The sequence below is a fragment of the Paenibacillus pasadenensis DSM 19293 genome, assembly GCF_000422485.1.
Lineage (GTDB): Bacteria > Bacillota > Bacilli > Paenibacillales > Paenibacillaceae > Paenibacillus_O > Paenibacillus_O pasadenensis.
This window is the reverse complement of sequence record NZ_AULW01000001.1, coordinates 144,811-166,406: the sequence shown is the minus strand read 5'-3', so window position 1 is coordinate 166,406 and position 21,596 is coordinate 144,811. Positions and strand designations below refer to the sequence as shown.

Here is a 21,596-nt window from a genome sequence, read left to right as displayed (position 1 = left end):
TCGGATTCAAGGATAACAAACAAGGTTGAGTATAGCATGTACGGGGGGGATTGCAAGCCTGCGGATTCCCCCGCCCGAACTGGGAAAGGAGCTTGTCGATCCGTGAAGCTGAGCCTGCCGAAAAACAGCAAGAAGATTATCCGCTCTCCGTTTGTCATCAAGCTATTGATCATCATGTTCGGCGTCGAATTCGTCAAGGGGGCGATGCTCGTCTCCGTGCTGCCCGTCTATATGAGGGACGAGCTCGGCCTGACCGCCTACGCGGTCGGATGGGCGCTGGCGAGCCAGTACATCGGCGACAATTTCTTCCGCAGCCCGCTCGGCTGGATCATCGACCGCATCGGCTACCGCACGGTCATGCTGCTCGGCGTGCTGTTCACGGGACTGTCCGTGCTCGTCATCGCGCTGACCGACCAGACGGGCTGGATCATCGTCGCCTGCGTGCTGCTCGGCATCGGCACCTCGCCGCTCTGGCCGTGCGTCATCACCGGGGCGACGGCGGTCGCCGGCGACGAGGCCGGCGGCAGCATGATGAGCGTCATCTACATGAGCTGGCTCGTCGGCGTCGGCATGGGCCCGATCGTCATCAACTTCTTCATCATCAGCCGCTACGAGCCGGCGTTCTGGCTGATGGGCGCGATCATGGCGGCGATCGTCGCCGTGACGATGACGCTGCCGGGCCGGCGGGCCTCTCGGGAAATCGAAGGCCGCCTGGCGGACGAAGCGCCGAGCAAAAGCTCCGAGCCGCTGCCGGAGCGGATCCGGGCGTACTTCCGCAAGGTCGGACAGTCGCTGCATGCGAGCCGCCTGCTCTATCCCGCGATGTTCATCCAAAACTTCGCGCTCGGGCTGCTGACGCCGGTGCTGACCCAGTACGCGCGGACGGTGCTGCATCTGTCGCCGCAGCAGTACAGCTATTTCCTGCTCGCCGGAGGCGCGATCACCGTGCTCGGCCTCATTCCGATCGGGCGCGGCGTCGACCGCTACGGCACCCGCTGGTTCCTGCACGCGGGCTTCCTGCTTGCCGCGGTGTCGCTGCCGGTGCTCGGCTACATGCGCTACCTGCCGCTCGTGCTCGTTGTCGTCGCCGTCGTCGGGCTCGGCTACGCCTGCATCATCCCGGCGTGGAACGCGCTCATCGCCAAGGCGATTCCGAAGGAGGAGCGCGGCGCCGTCTGGGGCTTCTTCCTGACGATCGAGGGACTCGGCATGGTGTTCGGCTCGATCCTCTCCGGCCGCCTGTGGGACAGCTTCGGTCCGCACGCGCCGTTCCTCATCAGCGGCGCCTCGCTCGTCGTGCTGTTCGTCCTGCATCTGCTCATCATCCGCCGGGGACGCATCTCTCTCGCTTAGAGCGCAGCTGCAGGCCCGTGACGCACCAAAAGAGGGGATTCCGACACCTTGGCTTACTAGGGACAACATCTTCTAAATGGGTTGTACACAAAAAAAATCTTCCTCTGGCAAGATGCAGGCATCACCCAACATGGGCCAGAAAGGAAGATTTTTTTTGGGCATCCAGCAGACCACGGATCCGCTTGCCCTGCCCATGGATTTGTCGAGGACTCCCCGAAATCCGCCTCGTTCGTGTCGTGAATGCGGCGGCGGTGGGCCGCATGAACGACAAGATGTTTGCCGAGACAGCTGCATGAATGGGATGTTCTCGCGAACCGCCTTCGGGAAGCGGGCCAACCAAGGCAGAAATGTGCCTTGGATCCGGCACGCCGGCCGGGAAGCGGGCCAACCAAGGCAGAAATGTGCCTTGGATCCGGCTCGCCGGCCGGGAAGCGGGCCAACCAAGGCAGAAATATGCCTTGGATCCGGCACGCCGGCCGGGAAGCGGGCCAATCAAGGCAGAAATGTGCCTTGGATCCGGCACGCCGGCCGGGAAGCGGGCCAACCAAGGCAGAAATGTGCCTTGGATCCGGCACGCCGGCCGGGAAGCGGGCCAACCAAGGCAGAAATGTGCCTTGGATCCGGCACGCCGGCCGGGAAGCGGGCCAACCAAGGCAGAAATGTGCCTTGGATCCGGCACGCCGGAAACCAACCTGCACGAAAGCGGAAGGAAACCGAGAAATCAATGTCAGCCCCGGGGGGTTCCCGAGGTTCCGGTGTTTTCTGCTTCGCGGCTTACCAAAAGCAAGCTTGGAGGTCGGGTGGCCTTCCCTTGCCCACAATCTACTGAAGAGGGCAGCTGTGGATGCACAAAGACCCCGAATGGAAATGGAGCCGAGGCAGCTGGCTTCATGCTTCATTCGAGGTCTTTGTTTCTTTTGGAGATTTTGGAGTGTCTCCATTTGCTTTGGGGACAGCCCCTTTGTCGTTCCGGAGCGCGGGCTTCCGCCCGGCGCGCGTCCGAATTTAGCGAGACGCCAGCAGGTAGAGCGGCATGAGCGTCTGGAACACCGATTCGGCCTTGCGCACGAACGCCTCGCCGTCCTGCAGCAGCGGGTCGCTGCGGTCCAGATGGACGCCGCAGAGCAGCTCGGCGGCTTTGACCGTGCGCAAGCGCTCGAACAACGCCCGCAGCTCGTCCCGGCTCATGCCGTCATGCGGCGCGGCTTCCGGCCGGGTATGGTCGCCGGACCAGACGTAGCCTTGTCCGGCCGGAGGCAGGGCGTAGATCGCGTCCAGCCTCTCGAGGGCGCGTCTCGCGAACTCGGCCTTGCCTTCCGCCTCGTAGATGACGGCGAACTGGATGAAGGCATGGGTGCCCCACAGGCCGATCTGAAAATGGGGATGCGCCTTGTAGCCCCGCTTGTTGGCGGCAAAGGCGACCCAGGTGTCGCTCGGCGGATTGACCGTGCGCCGGGCGTGCTTGGCGACGTGAGGGTGGAACTCCGTGCCGGACAGGACGGACAGCTCGGGGGAGAGGCGGCTGCCGAGCTCCTCCAGCTTGGGGCGGATGCCCGAGATGAGGGCCGACATGCGCGGCTCCAGGCCGTCGATGGCGAAAACGTCGAAATCGGCCGGTCCGAAGCCGGGGAAGTCCTTATGGCGCTCGTCCAGTGCCGAGGCGCTGGATCCGCGGGATGGAGGTTGGGTCATAGGCTTGTTGTCCTTTCGTAAATGAAAAGTTCGCGGACGAACCGGCTCCCGGTCATCAGGACGGATCGTCGTCCATATAGTATATCACAGCGTGCATCGAGGCTGGACAAGTCTCCCTTTTAGCGGAAAGACCGCGTGCCGGACAGGCGCGGCGGACGCGAGCGGCGTAAGTCGACATTGGGAGCGCTGTCATTCCGAACAGGCTTGCGCCCTTTTCTTCAAAATTAGTCAATAAACCAAGTTGCCATCACATAAGATGGAGTATAAACTACGGGTAAGATCAAATTGTCTGAACATTTAGTCAAAACAACCTAAAGCAGGGGAGGGATTGCCGTGAATAAAAGCTACGAAGTGGAATATTGCAACTTGGAGCTGAGATTTGACCGCCGGCAAATCCAGAATCTCATCCGCGATTTGATCCATGAAGGCTACTCCCTCTACTGGAGCGAGACCGAGGCCCAATTTTTGATCTCGATCCGCACGGGCCGCAAGCTGGTGAAGCTCAGGTTCCAAAAAATGAAGAACCGGTACAAGATCGTGGGCGACTACATCATCAAGGACGAAAAGCTGTCGGAGCTGATCGAGAAGCTGATCGGCGATACGCGCGGCCATGCGGTCGTAAAACGGATGAAGGACCGTCAGATCGTCATTGAAAATATTATGTTCGGCGAAATCATTCGACTCGTGGAGGTGTCAGGGATGGAGCATCGGATTATTTATCAGAAGAAGCCTGTCGTCACCCTGGAGGAAATTACGAAAGCCTTCCAGTCGACCCGAGCGGAGGAGCGGGCAGCGGTGCTCCGCTACGAGCTGGATTACGAGCTGTGCGTCCTCTACGACGCGCTGCAGGCAGGCGACAGCCAGGCCGCGGAAGACAGCCGCGACCGCCTCGTCCAGATGCGTGGGGAAATGCTTCAGCTAGAGCTGTAACCTCGCGAACCGGTCAGGTGAGCGGTTACGCGAACAGAGAGCTGTAACCACGCGAACCGGTCAGGCGAGCGGTTACGCGGGCAGGGAGCTGTAAGTCAATTGACGAGCTTTAACCACGCGAGTCACTAGGCGAGCGGTTAAGCCCATCTTATTCGGCAAGGTGACAAAAGGTGACAAGCGGACCGGAATCGAAGCTTGGCGGCGGCATCGCCGCGAGCTGAAGCCGGCCGGAAGACGGAGACGCGGATCCGCTTGGATCAGCGCTCCGTCTTGTTCCGCTTGAAGGCCGTGCTCGAGGCCCGTCCGCCGCCGGACGGGCTTTTTCGCGTCCGTTCCGGCTTTGCGTTTGACGGCTGCCCGGTCTACTATTAGAGGAAGGCCGCTTGAGCCAAGCGGTTCGGAAGCGACTTCGGGGGGAGAACGAACGATGGATGGTAGGGTTAGCGGTCCCGGGGACCGGCTGGAGCTGGTGGCGGCGATCGATCTCGGGACGACGAGCGCGAAGGCGGTGCTGATGAATGCGTCGGGCGGCCGGCTGACGGTCGAGGCCGCCGCCGACTGCGGCTATCCGCTGCTTGCCGCCGAGCCCGGCTGGGCGGAGCAGGATCCGGATCAGATCCGCGAGGCGGCGGAGCAGGCGCTGCGGCAAGCGCTGCAGGCGCTGGCAGGCCGCCCGCTGCAGGTGCTGGCGCTATCGTTCAGCAGCGCGATGCACTCGCTCATCGCGCTCGATGGACAAGGCAGGGCGCTTACGCCCTGCATCACCTGGGCCGACCAGCGGGCGGCGGAGCAGGCGCGGCGGCTGCGCGAGGACGAGGCGCTGCAGGGGCTGCGCGGCCGAATCGGCGTGCCCGTCCATGCGATGCTGCCGCTGTGCAAGCTCGTCTGGATGCGCGAGCAGCGGCCGCAGCTGCATCGCGAGGCGGCCTGCTTCGTCGGCATCCGCGAGTATGTGATGCGCGGCTGGACGGGGCGTCCTTGCCGCGTCGATCCGTCGATCGCGGGCGGCACCGGCCTGTATGACCTGCAGGGACGCCGCTGGGATGCCGAAGCGCTGGAGCTCGCGGGCATCGGAGCCGATCGCCTGCCCGAGCTGGCGCCGGCAGCCTGGATCGATCGGCAAGGCTTGAGCGAAGAAGCGGCGGAGCGCCTCGGCCTGCCTGCGGGCACGCCGCTCGTGCTCGGCGGCGCGGACGGCGTGCTCGCCAATCTCGGCGCGGGAGCGGTGCAGGACGGCATCGCCTCGGTCACCGTCGGCACGAGCGGCGCGGTGCGGGCGGCGGTGAGCCGCCCGGCGGCGGACGCCGAGGGGAGGCTGTTCTGCTACGAGCTCGGCGAAGGGCGATGGATCGCGGGCGGCCCGGTCAACAGCGGCGGCGTCGTGTTCCGCTGGGTGCGGGACAAGCTGTTTCCCGGCATCGCGGAGGAAGCGGAGCGCAAAGGAATGGACCCTTACTCCTACCTGGTCGAGCTGGCGCTGCAGACGCCGCCGGGGGCGGACGGCCTGCTCTGCCTGCCGCATCTGGCGGGCGAGCGGGCTCCGCATTGGAACGAGGATGCCCGGGGCGTCTTCGTCGGCTTGTCGCTGGAGCATGACCGCCGCCACCTGATCCGCGCCGCCCTGGAGGGCATCCTGTACGGCCTGCGCTCGGTGCTGGAAGCGCTGCGGGAGACGGCCGGCCCGCTGCGCGAGATCCGCGCCAGCGGCGGCCTGCTCCGCTCCGCGCCGCTGCGCCAGATGCTCGCGGACATGACGGGGCTGCCCGTGCTGCTCACGGACACGGCGGAAGCCTCCTCCGTCGGAGCGGGCCGGCTCGCGCTCGAGGCGCTCGGCCGCGGCGGGGAGGCGGCGCCCGAGGTGCCGATCACCGATCGGCGCGAGCCCGATCCGGCCGCCGGCTTGACCTACGACCGCCTGTACGGGATCTACCGCCCGGTGTTCGGCCGGCTGGCCGGAACGTTCCGCGAGCTGGCGGACATCCAGCGGGCGGGAGCGGACAGCCGCTGAAGCGTTCCGTCCGCCGTTCATCCAATATTCATGTAGCGGGCGTTCCGCACGGCGAATCGTTCGTGGTACAATCATTTGCATAACCGATCAAAAAGGGTACACTAGGGCAAGATGCATATCGGGACTAACTCAGCAAAGGAATGGTCATTCATGTCGAAACAGCAAATCGGCGTCGTCGGTCTCGCCGTCATGGGCAAGAACCTCGCGCTTAACATCGAGAGCAAAGGCTTCACCGTATCGGTATACAACCGTTCCCGCGAGAAGACGGACGAGCTTCTGGCCGAATCGCCGGGCAAGAACCTTCATCCGGCCTACACGATCGAGGAATTCGTCGCTTCCCTGGAAGTGCCGCGCAAAATCCTCATCATGGTCAAGGCGGGCGGTCCTACGGACGCGGTCATCGACGAGCTCGTGCCTCATCTGGAGCAGGGAGACATCATCATCGACGGCGGCAACGCCTACTTCCCGGACACCGAGCGCCGCAGCAAGGCGCTTGAAGCCCAAGGCTTCCGCTTCGTCGGCACGGGCGTATCGGGCGGGGAGGAAGGCGCGCTCAAAGGGCCTTCGATCATGCCGGGCGGTCCGGAATCGGCCTACAAGCTGGTCGAGCCGATCCTGACGGGCATCTCCGCCAAAGTGAACGGCGACCCTTGCTGCACGTACATCGGGCCTGGCGGCGCCGGCCACTACGTCAAGATGGTGCATAACGGCATCGAATACGGCGACATGCAGCTCATCACCGAGGCGTACCATCTGCTGAGCTCGGTGCTGGGGCTGTCGACCGACGAGCTGCACGAGATCTTCACCGAGTGGAACAAAGGCGAGCTCGACAGCTACCTGATCGAGATCACGGCCGACATCTTCTCCAAGAAGGATCCGGAGACGGGCCTGCCGATGGTCGACGTCATCCTCGACTCCGCCGGCCAGAAGGGCACGGGCAAATGGACGAGCCAAAGCGCCCTCGACCTCGGCGTGCCGCTGTCGATCATCACGCAGTCCGTCTTCTCGCGCTTCCTGTCCGCGATGAAGGAAGAGCGCGTCGCCGCGAGCAAGGTGCTGAGCGGACCGAAGCCGGCTCCGTATGCAGGCGACAAGGCCGCCTTCGTCGAAGCGGTGCGCAAGGCGCTGTTCGCGAGCAAGATCTGCTCCTACGCGCAGGGCTTCGCCCAGATGCGCGCGGCATCCGACGAGTTCGGCTGGAACCTGCGCTACGGCGACATCGCGATGATCTTCCGCGGCGGCTGCATCATCCGCGCCCGCTTCCTGCAGAACATCAAGGACGCCTACGACCGCGATCCGGAGCTCCGGAACCTGCTGCTCGACGAGTACTTCAAGAACATCGTCGAATCGTACCAGGGAGCTTGGCGCGAAGTGATCACGGCGGCCGTGGCGAGCGGCATCCCGGTGCCGGGCTTCTCCAGCGCGCTGGCGTACTTCGACAGCTACCGCACGGAGCGCCTGCCGGCGAACCTGCTGCAGGCGCAGCGCGACTACTTCGGCGCGCATACGTTCCAGCGCACGGACAAGGAAGGCGCCTTCCACTTCGAGTGGATGGACTCCAGCGAAGGCTAAGGCCGATCCGGCTCCAGCGCTTCCAGCGCCTCGCGCAGCTTCCGGCGCAGCCGGTCCGCCTCCAGCGGGCCGCTGCGCGGCGAGCGCAGCAGGCTCATGGAGGCCTCGGCGAAGCCCTCGAAGCAAGTCAACCAACGTGGCTGCGGCAGCCCCTGCAAGGCAGGGGCGCCGTCAGCCACTTTTTTTCGGATATAATCGAGCGCCCAGATGACGTCCTCCCGCGAGAGCGTCTCGCCGGACCCGACGATCCGGCTCATCCGCCGTTCGGCGGCCCCTGGATCCAAGCTGCGGCCGGTCATGGAACCGCCTCCTTATGCCGTTCTCGTTCTCTATTCAATCCTTATGAAAAATAGAGATTTTTATACCCCGTCTCTAGCAATTGATGATATGATATTCGGAAGGAAAACGACCGCAAGGGTGGGAAGACAGACACGATGCGCCAGGCAGAACAGGATAGGGACAAAATCGTCCTCATCGGCTTCATGGGCACGGGCAAATCGACGGTAGCCGCCATGCTGGCCGAGCGGCTCGGCTGGCGATGCGCCGATACCGATGCCGAGGTCGTGCGGGAGCAAGGCAGCTCGATCGCCGAGCTGTTCGCGACGCGCGGAGAAGCCTTCTTCCGCGACGCGGAGACAAGAGCGCTCGAGCGGCTGCTGGCATGCGGAGATCCGCTCGTCATCGCGACCGGCGGCGGAGCGGTGCTGCGCGAGCGCAACCGGCAGCTCATGCTGGGCGGCGCGTTCGTCGCGGCGCTGCAGGCTTCCGAGGCCGTCATCGTGGAGCGGGTGCGCCATGACCAGGGCCGTCCGCTGCTGGCGGGCGATCCGGCCGCCAAAGTCCGCGAGCTGCTGGAGAAGCGCCGGGGGGCGTACGATTTCGCGCCTCTGCAGGTGATGACGGACGGACTTTCCCCGGAGCAGGCGGCGGAGGCGGTAGCCTTGGCGTATCAAGACGCTTCAAGGCTTTACCGCGCTTCCGACCTGTAGCCCTCCGGCAGACAAATTTTCAACCAACAGACAAAGGGGTATGACGAACATGGACGTAGTGGTAACGCCGACACCGGAGCTGAAGGGCAGCATCCAGGCTCTATCCTCCAAAAACTACACGACCCGCTACCTGCTCGTGGCCGCGCTGGCGGAAGGCACGAGCACGATCTATCATCCGGCGCACAGCGAGGACAGCGACGCGATGCGGCGCTGCATCCGCGACCTCGGCGCAGAGCTGGAGGAGGATGGCGAGAAGATCGTCATCAAGGGCTTCGGCAGCAAGCCGCGCGACGTGCGCGAGCTCAATGTCGGCAATGCCGGCGCCGTGCTGCGCTTCCTGATGGCGGTCGCCGCGCTTTGTCCGGACGTGACGTTCGTCAATGCGTACCCGGACTCGCTCGGCAAGCGCCCGCACGACGATCTGATCGTCTCGCTGCGCCAGCTCGGCGTCGAGGTCGACGACCATGAGGGCAAGCTGCCGATCACGATCCGCGGCGGCGCGCCGAAGGGCGGCAACATCACCGTATCGGGCAACGTCAGCTCGCAGTTCCTGAGCGCGCTGCTGTTCCTCGCGCCGCTGCTGGAGGAGGACAGCGAGATCGAGGTGCTGGACGACCTCAAGTCCAAGGTCGTCGTCGGCCAGACGCTGGAGGTGCTGGAGCAGGCGGGCATCGTCATCGAAGCGTCCGAGGACCTGATGCGCTATCGCGTGCCGGGCGGCCAGCGCTACCAGGCCCGCACCTACCGGGTGCAGGGCGATTATCCGGGCTCGGCGGCGGTGCTGGCCGCAGCGGCGGTCACGCGCTCCGAGGTGACGATCCACGGCCTGCCGGAGAAGAGCCGCCAGGGCGAGCGCGCCGTCGTCGACGTGCTGCGCATGATGGAGACGCCGCTCGTGCATGACGGCGACGACATTACCGTGCGCGGCAACGGCAAGCTCAAGGCGGTCGAATTCGACGGGGACGCGGCCACCGACGCGGTGCTGGCGATGGTCGCGGCGGCCGTGTACGCCGAGGGCACGTCCCGCTTTTACAACGTCGAGAACCTGCGCTACAAGGAATGCGACCGCATCACCGACTACCTGGCGGAGCTGCGCAAGGCGGGAGCGGACGTCGAGGAGAAGCGCGACGAGATCATCGTGCACGGCAAGCCGGAAGGTCTGGAGGGCGGCGTCGAGATCAACGCCCACTACGACCACCGCGTCATCATGGCGCTGACGGTCGTCGGCCTGCGCTGCCGCCAGCCGCTGCGCATCCGCGACGCGCATCATGTCGCCAAGTCGTACCCGATCTTCTTCGACCATCTGCAGGCGCTCGGCGCGAACGTGCAGTGGCAGGAGTAGCGTAAGCGCCCGCCGCTCGGGGCAACGTATATCTTGACGCAACCCATCCTTACCCATGCCGAGGAGGAATCGTACGCCATGCCGTTTGCCAATCCCGAACGCGAACAGATCAAGAGCCTGCTCGAGGCGCACACGACCGTCGCGGTCGTCGGCCTCTCCGACAAGCCGGACCGCACGTCCCATGCCGTCTCGCAGGCGATGCAGCAGCGGGGCTACCGCATCATTCCGGTCAATCCGGCGGTGCAAGGCGACATTTTGGGGGAGCGCTGCTACCCCGACCTCGCCTCCGTGCCGGAGCCGATCGGCATCGTCAACGTGTTCCGGCGCAGCGAGTTCACGCCCGACATCGCGCGCGAGGCGGTCGCAGCCGGAGCCAAGGTGCTCTGGCTGCAGCTCGGCGTCTACAGCGAGGAAGCGGCCGAGATCGCCCGCCAGGGCGGGCTCGACGTCGTGATGGACCGCTGCATCAAGGTGGAGGACTCCATCCTCCAGCCCCGAATCCGCTGAGGCGGACGCTGCCGAGCAGCCGTCCGGACAAGCGCGGAGGCAGGCCGAGCCGGCCTGCCTTCTTTCTTTTGACAAGGATAGGGCGCGCGGCGTAATCTAGATCGGTAGCAAGAAAGGAGGAGCAGGCTTGAACTTCATGGGCAACTTGCAGCAGCTCGGCCGGGCCGTCATGCTGCCGATGATCGTGCTGCCTGCCGCGGCGATCTGCATGAGCCTGGCGCAGCTTCCGTGGGATGCGGCGGGCCTGCCGGCGATGGCGGAGTACCTGCAGATCGCCGGCCGCTCGCTGTTCCTCTTCCTGCCCTATCTGTTCGCCGCCGGAGTCGCCTGGGGCACCTCGAGCAACGGGGGAGCGGCGAGCCTGTCCGCGCTGGCCGGCATGTTCATCTACTCGGGCATCGTGCAGTCGAGCAGCTACGACATCGAGCCGACGGTGCTGATCGGCGCGCTGATCGGCATGCTCGCCGGATACAGCTACGAGCGGTTCAAGTCGATCCGGCTGCCCGAGTCGATCCAGTTTTTCGGGGGTCCGCGGTTCGTGCCGCTGTTCGTCAGCTTCGTCTGCATCCTGTTCTCGCTGTTCATGGTCGCGGCGGCTCCTTCGCTGAGCCGCGGCCTGCTCTGGCTCGGCGACGTCGTCGCCTCGGCCGGAGGCTTCGGCGTGTTCCTGTACGGCTTCCTGCACCGCATTCTCGTCGTATTCGGCCTGCATCATCTGCTCAACCATGTGTTCTGGTTTCAGATCGGCGGCTACCGGATGGACGGAGGCGAGATGGTGTACGGCGACCTGCCGCGCTTCTTCGCGGGCGACCCGACTGCGGGGGCGTTCATGGCCGGGCTGTATCCGACGATGATGTTCGCCCTGCCGGCGATCGCGCTGGCGATCATCCAGGAGGCGCGGGAGGATCTCAAGCCGAAGATCAAGCGCACGTTCCTGTCGGCGGCGCTCGCCTCGTTCCTGACCGGCGTCTCGGAGCCGGTGGAGTTCGCCTTCCTGTTCGTCGCGCCCTATCTGTTCGTCATCCATTCCGTGCTGTCCGGCCTCATCATGTGGGCCGCGTACGAGCTCGGCATCCGGCACGGCTTCTCGTTCTCCGGCGGCGCGATCGACTACGTCATCAACATGCATCTGGCGACCAAGGGCTGGCTGCTTCTTCCTCTGGGCATCGTCGTGTTTCTGCTGTATTATGGACTTTTCCGCTGGGCGATCCGCCGCTTCCAGATTCCGACGCCGGGACGCGAGGAAGGCTCGGCGCTCGACGAGTGGGCCGGCGACATCCCGTACCGCGCGCCGCTCATCCTGCAGGCGATCGGCGGCAAGGAGAACGTCGAGACGCTCGAGGCCTGCATCACTCGGCTGCGGATCAAGGTGCGCAACGACAAGCTGCTCGACAACGCGGCGCTGCGCGATCTCGGCGCGGCCGGCGTCATCCGACTCGGCGGCGGCAACGTGCAGGTCGTCTTCGGCACGTTCTCCGAGCTGATCCGCGAGGAGATGCTCAAGACGATGCAGCGCGACCGCGCGCAGGTGCTGTTCAGCTCGCCGGTCCAGGGCCGGATGATCCCGCTGGACGAGGTGCCCGATCCGATCTTCGCGGGCAAGCTCGTCGGCGACGGGGCGGCGTTCCTGCCGGAGCGCGGAGAGCTCGTCGCCCCGGTCAAGGGCGAGGTCATCCTGCTCTATCCGACGATGCACGCCATCGGCCTGCGTACGCCGGAGGGCTTGGAGGTATTGATGCATATCGGCATCGATACGTCGTCCTTGGACGGCTATTTCCATGCGGCGGTCAAGGAAGGGGATGAGGTCATCCCCGGCCAGCTGCTCATCTCGTTCGACATCCAGCGGCTGCGCAAGGCGGGCAAGTCGCTGGCGACGCCGATGCTCATCACGAATCCGCAGCTCGTCCGTTCGTGGGGCTTCGGACCATTCAAGACGGTGAAGCGGGGCCAGACGGCCGTCATGTCCGTCATGCTCCGCGAATCCAAGGACAGTCAGGCTGGAGGGAAACGCTCATGACACAGGGAATTGGAGCTTCGGCGGGAATCGCGATCGGCAAGTGCTTCGTGCTCCCGAACTGGGAATGGGACCTGCCGGAGCAGAAGATCGACGTCGCCGACCTGGCGCGGGAGTTCGAGCGCCTTTACGAGGGCATCCGCACCTCCAAGGTCGAGATCGAGCAGATGAAAGACGAGCTCAGCGAGGTTGTCGGTCCCGACGAGAGGAGCATTTTCGACGCCCATCTGGCGATTCTGGACGATCCGGTCTTCATGAACGAGATCCAGGGCATGATCGAGCGGCAGTACAAGGCGGCGGAGGTGGCGGTCAAGGAAGCGATCGACCACTTCGTGACGATGTTCGACCTGCTGGACGACGAGTATATGAAGGAGCGGGCGCTCGACATCCGCGATGTCGGCAACCGGCTGCTCAAGCATCTGCTCGGCGCGCCCGAGATCACCCTTCCTTCCGATACGCAGCCTTACGTCCTCGTGGCCAAGGAGCTGTCTCCTTCGCAGCTCGCCCATCTCAATCCGCGCAACGTGCTCGGCATCGTCACCTTCGGCGGCAGCACGACGTCGCATTCGGCGATCATGGCCCGGGCGCTCGGCATCCCGCTCGTCGTCGCGGTCGACGACGACCTGGAGGAGCGCGTGCAGACCGGCGACGTCCTGCTGCTGGACGGCGGGAGCGGCTTCGTGGAGCTGAGCCCTTCGGCGGAGCTCGTCGCGGCCTATGCCCGGCTCAAGCAGGAGCAGGAGGAGGAGAAGGCACGGCTGCGCGGCCTGGCCCATGTCGATCCGTCGACGCCGGACGGCAAGCGGCTGCGGCTGTCGGCCAACATCAGCTCCCTCAAGGAGCTGGAGATCGCCTTGTCGAGCGGAGCGCACGGCGTCGGGCTGTTCCGCACGGAGTTCCTCTACATGGACCGGACCCGCTTTCCCAAGGAAGAGGAGCAGTTCGAGGTGTATCGCAGCGTCGCCGAAAAGCTGGACGGCGGTCCGCTCGTCATCCGCACGCTCGACATCGGCGGCGACAAGCATCTCGACTACTTCGAGCTGCCGGAGGAGGAGAATCCTTTTCTCGGCTATCGCGCGATCCGCATCAGCCTCGACCGCAAGGACCTGTTCCGCACGCAGCTGCGCGCCATCCTCCGCGCCTCTCACTATGGAGACGTCAAGGTGATGTACCCGCTCATCTCCTCGGTCGAGGAGGTGCGGGAGGCGAACCGGCTGCTGCGCGAGGCGATGGCGGAGCTCGAGGCGGAAGGCAAGCCGTTCAATCGAGCGATGGAGACCGGCGTCATGATCGAGCTGCCGGCCGCCGTCATGATCGCGGAGCTGCTGGCCAGAGAGGTCGACTTTTTCAGCATCGGCACGAACGACCTCGTTCAGTTCACGCTCGCCGTCGACCGGATGAACGACAAGATCTCGCATCTCTACGAGCCTTACCATCCGGCGGTGCTGCGCATGCTGCGCACGACGGTGGAGGCCGGGCGGAGGCAGGGCATCACGGTCGGCGTATGCGGCGAGATGGCCGGCGATCCGGCGGCGCTGCCGATCTGGCTCGGGCTCAACGTCGACGGGCTGAGCATGTCGTCGCATTCGATCCTGCAGGTCAAGGAGCGGCTGCTGCGCACGAGCCAGGAAGAGAGCCGCGCCGCGCTGGAGCATGTGATGGCGAGCAGCACGGCGGCCGAGGCGAAGCTGCAGCTGCAGCGCTTCAAGCGCGAGGTCGACGAGCGCGAGACGCCGGAGCTGGCCGACGGCCGGCGCTGCAACGGATAGGCGGACGACCAAAAAAGCCTTGCCGGAACGTTTCCGGCAAGGCTTTTGCTTGGGGCGGCACTCGTCTTCAGCGGCTTTTCAGCGCATCGACGAACGCTTTGGCATAGGGCGGCAGATCCGGCGGACGGCGCGCCGAGATCAGGTTGCCGTCCACGACGACGGCCTCGTCATGCCAGACCGCTCCGGCGTTCTCCATGTCGTCCCGGATGCCGGGCGTGGAGGTCACTTGGCGGCCCTGCAGGATCTTGGCGGAAATGAGCACCCAGCCGGCATGGCAGATCTGGCCGATCGGCTTGCCGTCGCGGTCCATCTCCTGCACGAGGCGAAGCACCTCGGGATAGCGGCGGATCTTGTCCGGCGCCCAGCCGCCGGGCACGAGCAGCCCGTCCACCTGCGAGGCGTCGACCTCCTCGTAGGCGAGATCGGCGGTCGCGGGCACGCCGTACTTGCCGATATGGGTCTTGCCTTTCGACGGACCGGCGAATTCCACGAGAGCTCCCTCCTCACGGACGCGATAGACGGGATACCACAGCTCGAGATCCTCGAATTCGTCATCCAGGAGGCAGATGACTCGTTTTCCTTGCAGCGTCATGTTCGATCACTCTCCTCTAGCAGCCATTGTAAGGCAGGGAGACGGGACAAATCAAACGGACGGGCGCGGCGAAACCGCTGACAGAAAATGCTTGCCGCGCGTCAGCAGGAATTTTCGCGAAAAAGGTCGAAGTAAGCAAAAGCGAGCACGGACGGGAACGACGTGCCTCCCAGCGCCGCCGGGCAGAGCGGAGCCCGGGCGCCGAGCAAGCGGATTCGCCGCTGCCGGGCCGGGCGGCCATGCTGCCGATGACGAAGGAGTGGACCAATCATGCACAAAACCTGTACTTGCGGACAGACGATGACGATGAAGCTGCGCACCGTCATTTACTCCGGCAAGGTCGAAATCGACAATGTTCCGATCTATTCCTGCCCTTCCTGCAGCCGCAGCGAGGTGCTGCCGGAAGTGAAGCCCGACCTGACGGGCCTGATCGGCCAGCTCGGCGAAGAGCCGGCCAAGCAGACGCTTTTGTTTAACGAGCTGAACGAGTGGGCAGATTTACTGCTAGAGGCTTCCGCCACCCGCAAGACGCCGAACGGCGCCGCCGTCCAGCAGATCGTAGACGAGCGCATCGACAGCCTGCTGGAGCTGCTGCTGCTGGCCGGATCGGTCGGAGACGAGGCGTGGAGGCAGGATATCGAGAAAAGGCTCGCCCAGCTGAGCCGCTGCACCTTGCATACATAAGAACAAGAGCTGACTATCGAACGAATAGGAGAGTGGGAACCGATGAGCTTCATTTCCCTTCAGACGCTAGAGGATTGGAACCGCGTGCTCGAAAAGTCGCATGAGAAGCCGGTGCTGGTGTTCAAGCACAGCACGCGCTGCTCGGTCAGCGCGGAGGCGCATGAAGCTTGGGAGAGCTGGACGCGTACGGCCAAGGACGAGGGCGTGGAGACGGCGCTCGTGCGCGTCGTCGAGGAGCGTCCGGTATCGAACGCCATCGAGGAGAGCCTCGGCGTCAAGCACGCTTCGCCGCAGGCGATTCTGGTGAAGGACGGCAAGGCCGAGTGGAACGCCTCGCACTGGAACATTACGGAGTCCTCGCTGGCCGAGAACGCCCGCTGACATTGCAACCGCCCCTGCGTTTGTCGTATGATAGCCGTAACGTAAAGGGGTATCATGCTGCCAAATAATTCATCATATTGGAGAGAAGGAACCGTGACTGTAACCATTTACGATGTTGCAAGAGAAGCGGGAGTGTCCATGGCTACAGTCTCCCGCGTCGTCAACAACAATCCCAACGTCAAGCCGCAAACGCGCAAGAAGGTGTACGAGGCGATCGAAAGGCTCGGCTACCGCCCGAACGCGGTCGCGCGCGGACTCGCCAGCAAGAAGACGACGACCGTCGGCGTCGTCATCCCCGACATCTCCAACTCGAACTTCGCCGAGGTCGCGCGGGGCATCGAGGATATCGCCAACATGTATCACTACAATATCATCCTGTGCAGCGCCGACAAGCGCAAGGAAAAGGAGATCCGCGTCATCAACACGCTGCTGGAGAAGCAGGTCGACGGCCTCCTCTTCATGGGCGGCGCGGTGACGGAGGAGCACAAGCAGGCGTTCAAGACGGCCAACGTGCCGGTCGTGCTGTGCGCGACGACGGACGAGCAGAACGAGATTCCGTCCGTCGACATCGATCATGAGGCGGCCGCCTACGACGCCGTCAAGACGCTGATCGGCCAAGGCCATCGCGACATCGCGATGATCAGCGGCACGCTGCAGGATCCGTCGAACGGCTACGCCCGCTACCAAGGCTACAAGCGCGCCTTGCAGGAAGCCGGCATCGCGGAGCGCGAAGACTTCGTGCGCATCGGCAATTACCGGTACGAGTCCGGCGTCGAGGCGATGGGCCATTTCCTCGAGCTGGACAAGCTGCCGACCGCCGTCTTCGCGGCGACGGACGAGATGGCGATCGGCGCCATCCATGCGATCCAGGACAAGGGCCTCGCCGTGCCCGGCGACATCTCGGTCATCAGCGTCGACAACAGCCGCATGGCGGAGATGGTCCGTCCGACGCTGTCTGCCGTCGCCCAGCCGATGTACGATATCGGCGCCGTATCGATGCGCCTGCTCACCAAGCTGATGAAAAAGGAGCCGGTCGAGCAGGCGAAGGTCGTCCTGCCTCATGACATCGTCAAGCGGAACTCGGCCGGAGCGGCAAAAGCATGACGTACGGAACGATCGGAATCATCGGCGCGATGGCGGAGGAGCTCGAGCTGCTCTTCCGCAGCGCCGAAATGGGCGAGGAGACGCGCAAGGCGGGCATGACGTTTCGTCGCGGCACGCTGCACGGACAGCCGATCCTCGCCGTCAAGTCGGGCGTCGGCAAGGTGAACGCCGCCGTCTGCACGCAGGCTCTTGTCGATCTCGGCGCGGACTGCGTCCTGTTCACCGGCGTGGCCGGCGCGATCGATCCCGAGCTGCGCATCGGCGACATCGTCGTGTCGACGGCCTGCATCCAGCATGATATGGACGTGACCGCCCTCGGCTTCGGACCGGGCGTCATTCCGTATCAGGAAGTATCGGTCTTCCCCGCCGACGCGGAGCTGGTCGAGCTGGCGGCGGAAGCCGGCCAGTCGGCCGCCAAGGGCAAGGCGATCCGCGGCATCGTGCTGTCGGGCGACCAGTTCATCGCCAGCCGGGACAAGGTGCAGCAGCTGCGCGACAGCTTCGGCGGAGCCTGCGCCGAGATGGAGGGCGCGGCGGTCGCTCAAGTTTGCCATCTCAACGAGGTGCCGTATGTCGTCATCCGGTCGATGTCCGATCAGGCGGACGGCAGCGCGCATATGAATTTCGAGGAATTCACGATGCTGGCCGCGAACCAGTCGTTCGAAGTCATCGACGCGATGATCCGCCGCCTCAGCCAAGGCTGAGCGCGATTTCTAGACCAGCAGCCGCCGGTCTCCGAGAGGAGGCCGGCGGCTGCTTTTTGCCATGTCGACATCAATAGTCCTGGGCCGAAAGCTCCCATGTCCGCCGGTTTTGGAGCGTAATCTCGGCGCGCCGCGGCATCGGGCTCCAGGCCGACGTATCGTCGAGCCAGTGGAGGGGCAGCGCGACCGGAGCCTGAGGCTGCCAGCGGTCAAGCCAGGCTTGGGGCAGAAGGGAGAGGCCGCCTTGCGGCTCCTGCAGCCGGGAAGCGAGCGGGTGGCCGGACATGACGAGCCAGACGAGCGACCATGCGCGCGGGACGACGCGCCACGGGTCGTAGCCGCCGCCGCCGAGCGCCACCCACCGTCCGCCGCACAGCTCATGGGCAAGCTGGCGGATCAGCCGGGGCATCTCCAGATAGATCCGCATGCTGCAATGCACATGCGACAGCGGATCGAACGCATGCGCGTCGCAACCGTGCTGGCTGACGATGAGGTCAGGCTTGAAGGCGCGGGCGATGCGCGTGACGGTCTCCGTGAAGCACTCCAGCCACGACTCGTCCTCGGTATACGGCTGCACGGGCACGTTGCAGCAGGCGCCGAAGCCTTTGTCGATGCCTTTTTCATGGGTGAAGCCGGTGCCGGGGAACAAATACTTGCCGGTCTCGTGGATCGAGTAGGTGAACACGTCCGGATCCTCGTAAAACGCGTACTGCACGCCGTCGCCGTGATGGACGTCCGTGTCGATGTAGAGCACGCGCGCGCCGTGCTTGCGCCGCATCGCGGCGATGGCGATTGCGGCGTCGTTGTAGACGCAGAAGCCGGAGCCATGGCCGGGAAAGGCGTGATGCAGCCCGCCGCCCATATGATAGGCGTGAAGGGCGCGTCCCGACAGAACCGCGTCCGCCGCCGCGATCGAGCCGCCGACGATGGCGGACGCCGCCTCATGCATGCCGGTGAAATAGGGCGTATCCTCGGAATCGAGGCCGAAGCGGCGGGCGAGTCCCGCGGCGCTGGCCGGCGGAACCGGCTGGCTGAGGCCGCGCACCGCCTCGATGTAGTCGGGGCGGTGGATGAGCGCGAGCTGCTCATCCAGGGCCGTATCCGCTTTCAAGACGGATTCGGAAGGCAGAGCCCCGCTCGCTTCGAGCAGCGTCTCGGCGAGCTCCACGCGCAGCGGGCTGAACGGATGCTCATCGTTGAACCTATACGGGCTTGCGCCGGTCGAGCGGACATAGACGGCTTTATCCTTCATGTTCTTCCTCCTGAATCGATCAGTACATGAATCGCTGCCGGAACCGGACGCGGTCGAACTGCTCGACCGACGACAGCGGGACCTGCTTGCCGATGCGCACCATGAGGCAGTTGGCCGGATGGGAGCAGATCTCCGGGTCGTCGGTGGCGAACCAGACCATGCCGACCGATTTCATCAGCTTCTCCATCATGCGGCGGTAGTCCCAGATGCCGAGGCCGGTGCCCTCCAGATCCCAGTGCCAATAGTACTCGGTCGTGTAGACGATGAAGTTCTCCAGCTGCCCGTCCTCGAATGCGAGCGCGATCATTTTTTTGCCGAGTCCGACGGAGCGGTAGTCCTTTGCCACTTCGACGGCGCCGAGCTCGATCAGATCGTCCATGCCGCCTTCGGACCAGCGCTCCAGCTCGTCCGGATAATGGAAGGTGACGTAGCCGACGATCATGTCTCCGTCGCGGGTTATGATGATGCGGCCTTCCTCGAGGCCGGCGATCTCGATCAACGCTTCCAGCTGGTCCTTCGGCCGGCGGAAGGCATCCAGGCCGGGATGCATCGTACAGTCGGCGAGCCGGGACGGATCGACCGGCCCTTCGAGCACGAGCTCCCGATTGCCGAAAGGAACGACAAGGGAATGGTGGCGCTTGATAGGCTCCAACGTGATCGCACCTCCAAAGCGAAATGGCGGCAGACCAAAAATAGGCGGTCCGCGCCTCTTATCACTTATAGCAGAAAAAAAGCGGGATGGAAAGGACAAGCGTCACGCCCGGAGGGCGACTTTTTAGTCGAACAGGGGTAAAAATAGGCGAAAAGTAGGCGCATACATTTCCATATGCTATACTGGAAGAACATGAATTCCGATTCATCCTTGGCTTGTAAGCGCATCCGATCCGTTGCAGTACACTACGATGATGACGATGGAAGGTGATTAGCATGTCGATTGACCACAAGGAAAAGATCGCGGTTTCCGCTGCTTCTCCGAATATGGGCAGCTATGAGGAAGAGCATGCTTCGTTTGACTGGAGCGAGGTAGAGAAGCATTTCACCTGGCATGAGACGGGCAAGGTCAACATGGCGCACGAGGCGATCGACCGCCATCTGGCCGAGGGCCGGGGGCAGAAGACCGCTCTGCTCTACAGCGATCCGAAGCGGGATGAATCCTATACGTTCGAGCAGCTGAGCCGCCTGTCGAACCGCTTCTCCAACGTCCTCCGCAAGCTGGGCCTCAGCAAGGGCGAGCGGCTGTTCATTTTCATGCCCCGCTCTCCGGAGCTCTACGTGGCGCTGCTCGGCTCGCTCAAGGTCGGCGTCGTCGTCGGCCCTCTGTTCGAGGCGTTCATGGAGACGGCGGTCAAGGACCGGCTGCTCGACAGCACGGCGACGGCGATCGTGACGACGCCGGCGCTGCTGCCCCGGATCAAGCGCGACGAGCTGCCGGACCTGAAGCATGTCATCGTCGTATCCGATGAAGACGTGCCGGAGGGCACGGTCTCCTACAAGGACGAGATGGCCGCCGCTTCCGAAGAGGCGCAGATCGAATGGCTGGACCGCGAGGACGGGCTGCTCATCCACTACACGTCCGGCTCCACCGGCAAGCCCAAGGGCGTCTTCCACGTGCAGAACGCGATGCTGCAGCATTACCATACGGGACGGGTCGTCCTCGACCTGAAGGAAGACGACGTCTACTGGTGCACCGCCGACCCGGGCTGGGTGACGGGCACGTCGTACGGCATTTTCGCGCCTTGGCTGAACGGCGCCACGAACGTCATCCGCGGCGGCCGCTTCAGTCCGCAGGACTGGTACACGACGCTCCAGCGCTACGGCGTGACCGTCTGGTACAGCGCGCCGACGGCGTTCCGCATGCTGATGGGCGCAGGCGACGACAGCGTCGCTCAATACGATCTTTCCAGCCTGCGCCATGTGCTGAGCGTGGGCGAGCCGCTCAATCCCGAGGTCGTCCGCTGGGGACTCAAAGTGTACGGCCAGCGCATCCACGATACGTGGTGGATGACGGAGACGGGCGGACAGCTCATCTGCAACTACCCGTCGATGGAGATCAAGCCGGGCTCGATGGGACGCCCGATTCCAGGCGTCGAAGCCGCCATCATCGACGATGCCGGCAACGAGCTGCCGCCGTACCGCATGGGCAATCTGGCGGTACGCACGCCTTGGCCGTCGATGATGCGCAAGATCTGGAACAATCCGGCCAAGTACGAGGAGTACTTCCGCATTCCGGGCTGGTACATCTCCGGCGACTCCGCCTACCGCGACGAGGACGGCTACTTCTGGTTCCAAGGCCGCATCGACGACGTCATCAACACGGCGGGCGAGCGGGTCGGACCGTTCGAGGTCGAGAGCAAGCTGGTGGAGCATCCCGCCGTCGCCGAGGCCGGCGTCATCGGCAAGCCCGATCCGATGCGCGGCGAGATCATCAAGGCGTTCATCTCCCTGCGCGAAGGCTTCGAGCCTTCCGACGAGCTCAAGGCGGACATCGCCCGCTTCGTCAAGGAAGGGCTGTCCGCGCACGCGTCGCCGCGCGAGATCGAGTTCAAAGACAAGCTGCCGAAAACGCGCAGCGGCAAGATCATGCGCCGCGTCCTCAAGGCTTGGGAGCTGAACCTGCCGACGGGCGACCTGTCGACGATCGAGGACTGATCCCCGTTATCCTTCATGCCGCACACGAAGAAGCCCTGCTCCGATCGGAGCAGG

General features: G+C 64.3%; 19 protein-coding genes and 1 pseudogene. 15 read left to right on the top strand and 5 right to left on the bottom strand.

Annotated features, from left to right (window positions below; genetic code table 11):
• Positions 1-36: 36 nt before the first annotated feature.
• Both H582_RS0100695 and H582_RS33305 read left to right on the top strand, forming a co-directional pair.
• The gene (locus H582_RS0100695) at positions 37-1,353 is read left to right on the top strand and encodes an MFS transporter (protein WP_084136438.1); all 1,317 of its coding nucleotides are present in this window, start codon (positions 37-39) and stop codon (positions 1,351-1,353) included.
• A gap of 750 nt (positions 1,354-2,103) precedes the next feature.
• Positions 2,104-2,193 (top strand): annotated as a pseudogene (locus tag H582_RS33305) (transposase); the annotation flags it as partial.
• Positions 2,194-2,358: 165 nt separating this feature from the next.
• Here the strand turns inward: H582_RS33305 and H582_RS0100690 are convergent.
• Positions 2,359-3,045, bottom strand: a complete 687-nt coding sequence (locus H582_RS0100690) for a YktB family protein (RefSeq protein WP_052332844.1) — start codon at positions 3,043-3,045, stop codon at positions 2,359-2,361.
• A 333-nt stretch (positions 3,046-3,378) separates the two neighbouring features.
• Between H582_RS0100690 and H582_RS0100685 the strand changes: the two genes are divergently transcribed.
• The 3 genes from H582_RS0100685 (at position 3,379) to gndA (ending at position 7,555) form a co-directional block, all read left to right on the top strand.
• Positions 3,379-3,975 (top strand): hypothetical protein, encoded by a 597-nt coding sequence (locus H582_RS0100685; protein ID WP_028596940.1) that lies wholly within the window; start codon positions 3,379-3,381, stop codon positions 3,973-3,975.
• A 427-nt stretch (positions 3,976-4,402) separates the two neighbouring features.
• Complete coding sequence (locus H582_RS0100675; RefSeq protein ID WP_084136436.1) at positions 4,403-5,983, top strand: gluconokinase; 1,581 nt, start codon at positions 4,403-4,405, stop codon at positions 5,981-5,983.
• Between the two features lie 150 nt (positions 5,984-6,133).
• Positions 6,134-7,555: an NADP-dependent phosphogluconate dehydrogenase gene (gndA, locus tag H582_RS0100670; RefSeq protein WP_028596938.1), complete on the top strand. Its 1,422-nt coding sequence runs from the start codon at positions 6,134-6,136 to the stop codon at positions 7,553-7,555.
• On the opposite strand, the gene H582_RS0100665 is transcribed toward gndA, so the two are convergent.
• Positions 7,552-7,854 (bottom strand): hypothetical protein, encoded by a 303-nt coding sequence (locus H582_RS0100665; protein WP_028596937.1) that lies wholly within the window; start codon positions 7,852-7,854, stop codon positions 7,552-7,554. The genes gndA and H582_RS0100665 overlap by 4 nt on opposite strands.
• A 135-nt stretch (positions 7,855-7,989) precedes the next feature.
• Here H582_RS0100665 and H582_RS0100660 point away from each other — a divergent pair, with 135 nt between their 5' ends.
• The 5 genes from H582_RS0100660 to ptsP all read left to right on the top strand — a co-directional run bounded on the left by H582_RS0100660 (position 7,990) and on the right by ptsP (position 14,176).
• Positions 7,990-8,544, top strand: a complete 555-nt coding sequence (locus H582_RS0100660) for a shikimate kinase (RefSeq protein WP_028596936.1) — start codon at positions 7,990-7,992, stop codon at positions 8,542-8,544.
• Positions 8,545-8,593: 49 nt separating this feature from the next.
• Positions 8,594-9,886, top strand: coding sequence for a 3-phosphoshikimate 1-carboxyvinyltransferase (gene aroA / locus H582_RS0100655; RefSeq protein ID WP_028596935.1), 1,293 nt, complete (start codon positions 8,594-8,596; stop codon positions 9,884-9,886).
• Between the two features lie 78 nt (positions 9,887-9,964).
• A complete protein-coding gene (locus H582_RS0100650; protein WP_028596934.1) occupies positions 9,965-10,393 on the top strand; it encodes a CoA-binding protein in 429 nt (142 codons plus the stop codon).
• Positions 10,394-10,520: 127 nt separating this feature from the next.
• Entirely contained in the window at positions 10,521-12,410 is a 1,890-nt protein-coding gene (locus tag H582_RS0100645; RefSeq protein ID WP_028596933.1) for a glucose PTS transporter subunit IIA, read from the top strand.
• Complete coding sequence (ptsP, locus tag H582_RS25380; RefSeq protein WP_052332842.1) at positions 12,407-14,176, top strand: phosphoenolpyruvate--protein phosphotransferase; 1,770 nt, start codon at positions 12,407-12,409, stop codon at positions 14,174-14,176. The genes H582_RS0100645 and ptsP overlap by 4 nt, the downstream gene beginning before the upstream one ends.
• Before the next feature lie 67 nt (positions 14,177-14,243).
• Here ptsP and H582_RS0100635 read toward each other — a convergent pair whose 3' ends face one another.
• Complete coding sequence (locus tag H582_RS0100635; RefSeq protein ID WP_028596932.1) at positions 14,244-14,768, bottom strand: type 1 glutamine amidotransferase domain-containing protein; 525 nt, start codon at positions 14,766-14,768, stop codon at positions 14,244-14,246.
• A gap of 270 nt (positions 14,769-15,038) precedes the next feature.
• Between H582_RS0100635 and H582_RS0100630 the strand changes: the two genes are divergently transcribed.
• The 4 genes from H582_RS0100630 (at position 15,039) to H582_RS0100615 (ending at position 17,641) form a co-directional block, all read left to right on the top strand.
• Positions 15,039-15,452, top strand: coding sequence for a hypothetical protein (locus tag H582_RS0100630; RefSeq protein ID WP_028596931.1), 414 nt, complete (start codon positions 15,039-15,041; stop codon positions 15,450-15,452).
• Between the two features lie 42 nt (positions 15,453-15,494).
• The gene (gene ytxJ / locus H582_RS0100625) at positions 15,495-15,833 is read left to right on the top strand and encodes a bacillithiol system redox-active protein YtxJ (protein ID WP_028596930.1); all 339 of its coding nucleotides are present in this window, start codon (positions 15,495-15,497) and stop codon (positions 15,831-15,833) included.
• A gap of 93 nt (positions 15,834-15,926) precedes the next feature.
• Entirely contained in the window at positions 15,927-16,937 is a 1,011-nt protein-coding gene (gene ccpA / locus H582_RS0100620; protein ID WP_028596929.1) for a catabolite control protein A, read from the top strand.
• On the top strand, positions 16,934-17,641 hold the full coding sequence (locus tag H582_RS0100615) for a 5'-methylthioadenosine/adenosylhomocysteine nucleosidase (protein ID WP_028596928.1): 708 nt from the start codon (positions 16,934-16,936) through the stop codon (positions 17,639-17,641). The genes ccpA and H582_RS0100615 overlap by 4 nt, the downstream gene beginning before the upstream one ends.
• 70 nt (positions 17,642-17,711) lie before the next feature.
• Here the strand turns inward: H582_RS0100615 and H582_RS0100610 are convergent, their stop codons facing one another.
• Entirely contained in the window at positions 17,712-18,893 is a 1,182-nt protein-coding gene (locus H582_RS0100610; RefSeq protein WP_028596927.1) for an acetoin utilization protein AcuC, read from the bottom strand.
• A gap of 19 nt (positions 18,894-18,912) precedes the next feature.
• A complete protein-coding gene (locus H582_RS0100605) occupies positions 18,913-19,545 on the bottom strand; it encodes a GNAT family N-acetyltransferase (RefSeq protein ID WP_028596926.1) in 633 nt (210 codons plus the stop codon).
• 275 nt (positions 19,546-19,820) lie between these two features.
• Here H582_RS0100605 and acsA point away from each other — a divergent pair, with 275 nt between their 5' ends.
• On the top strand, positions 19,821-21,542 hold the full coding sequence (gene acsA, locus H582_RS0100600) for an acetate--CoA ligase (protein ID WP_028596925.1): 1,722 nt from the start codon (positions 19,821-19,823) through the stop codon (positions 21,540-21,542).
• Positions 21,543-21,596 lie beyond the last annotated feature (54 nt).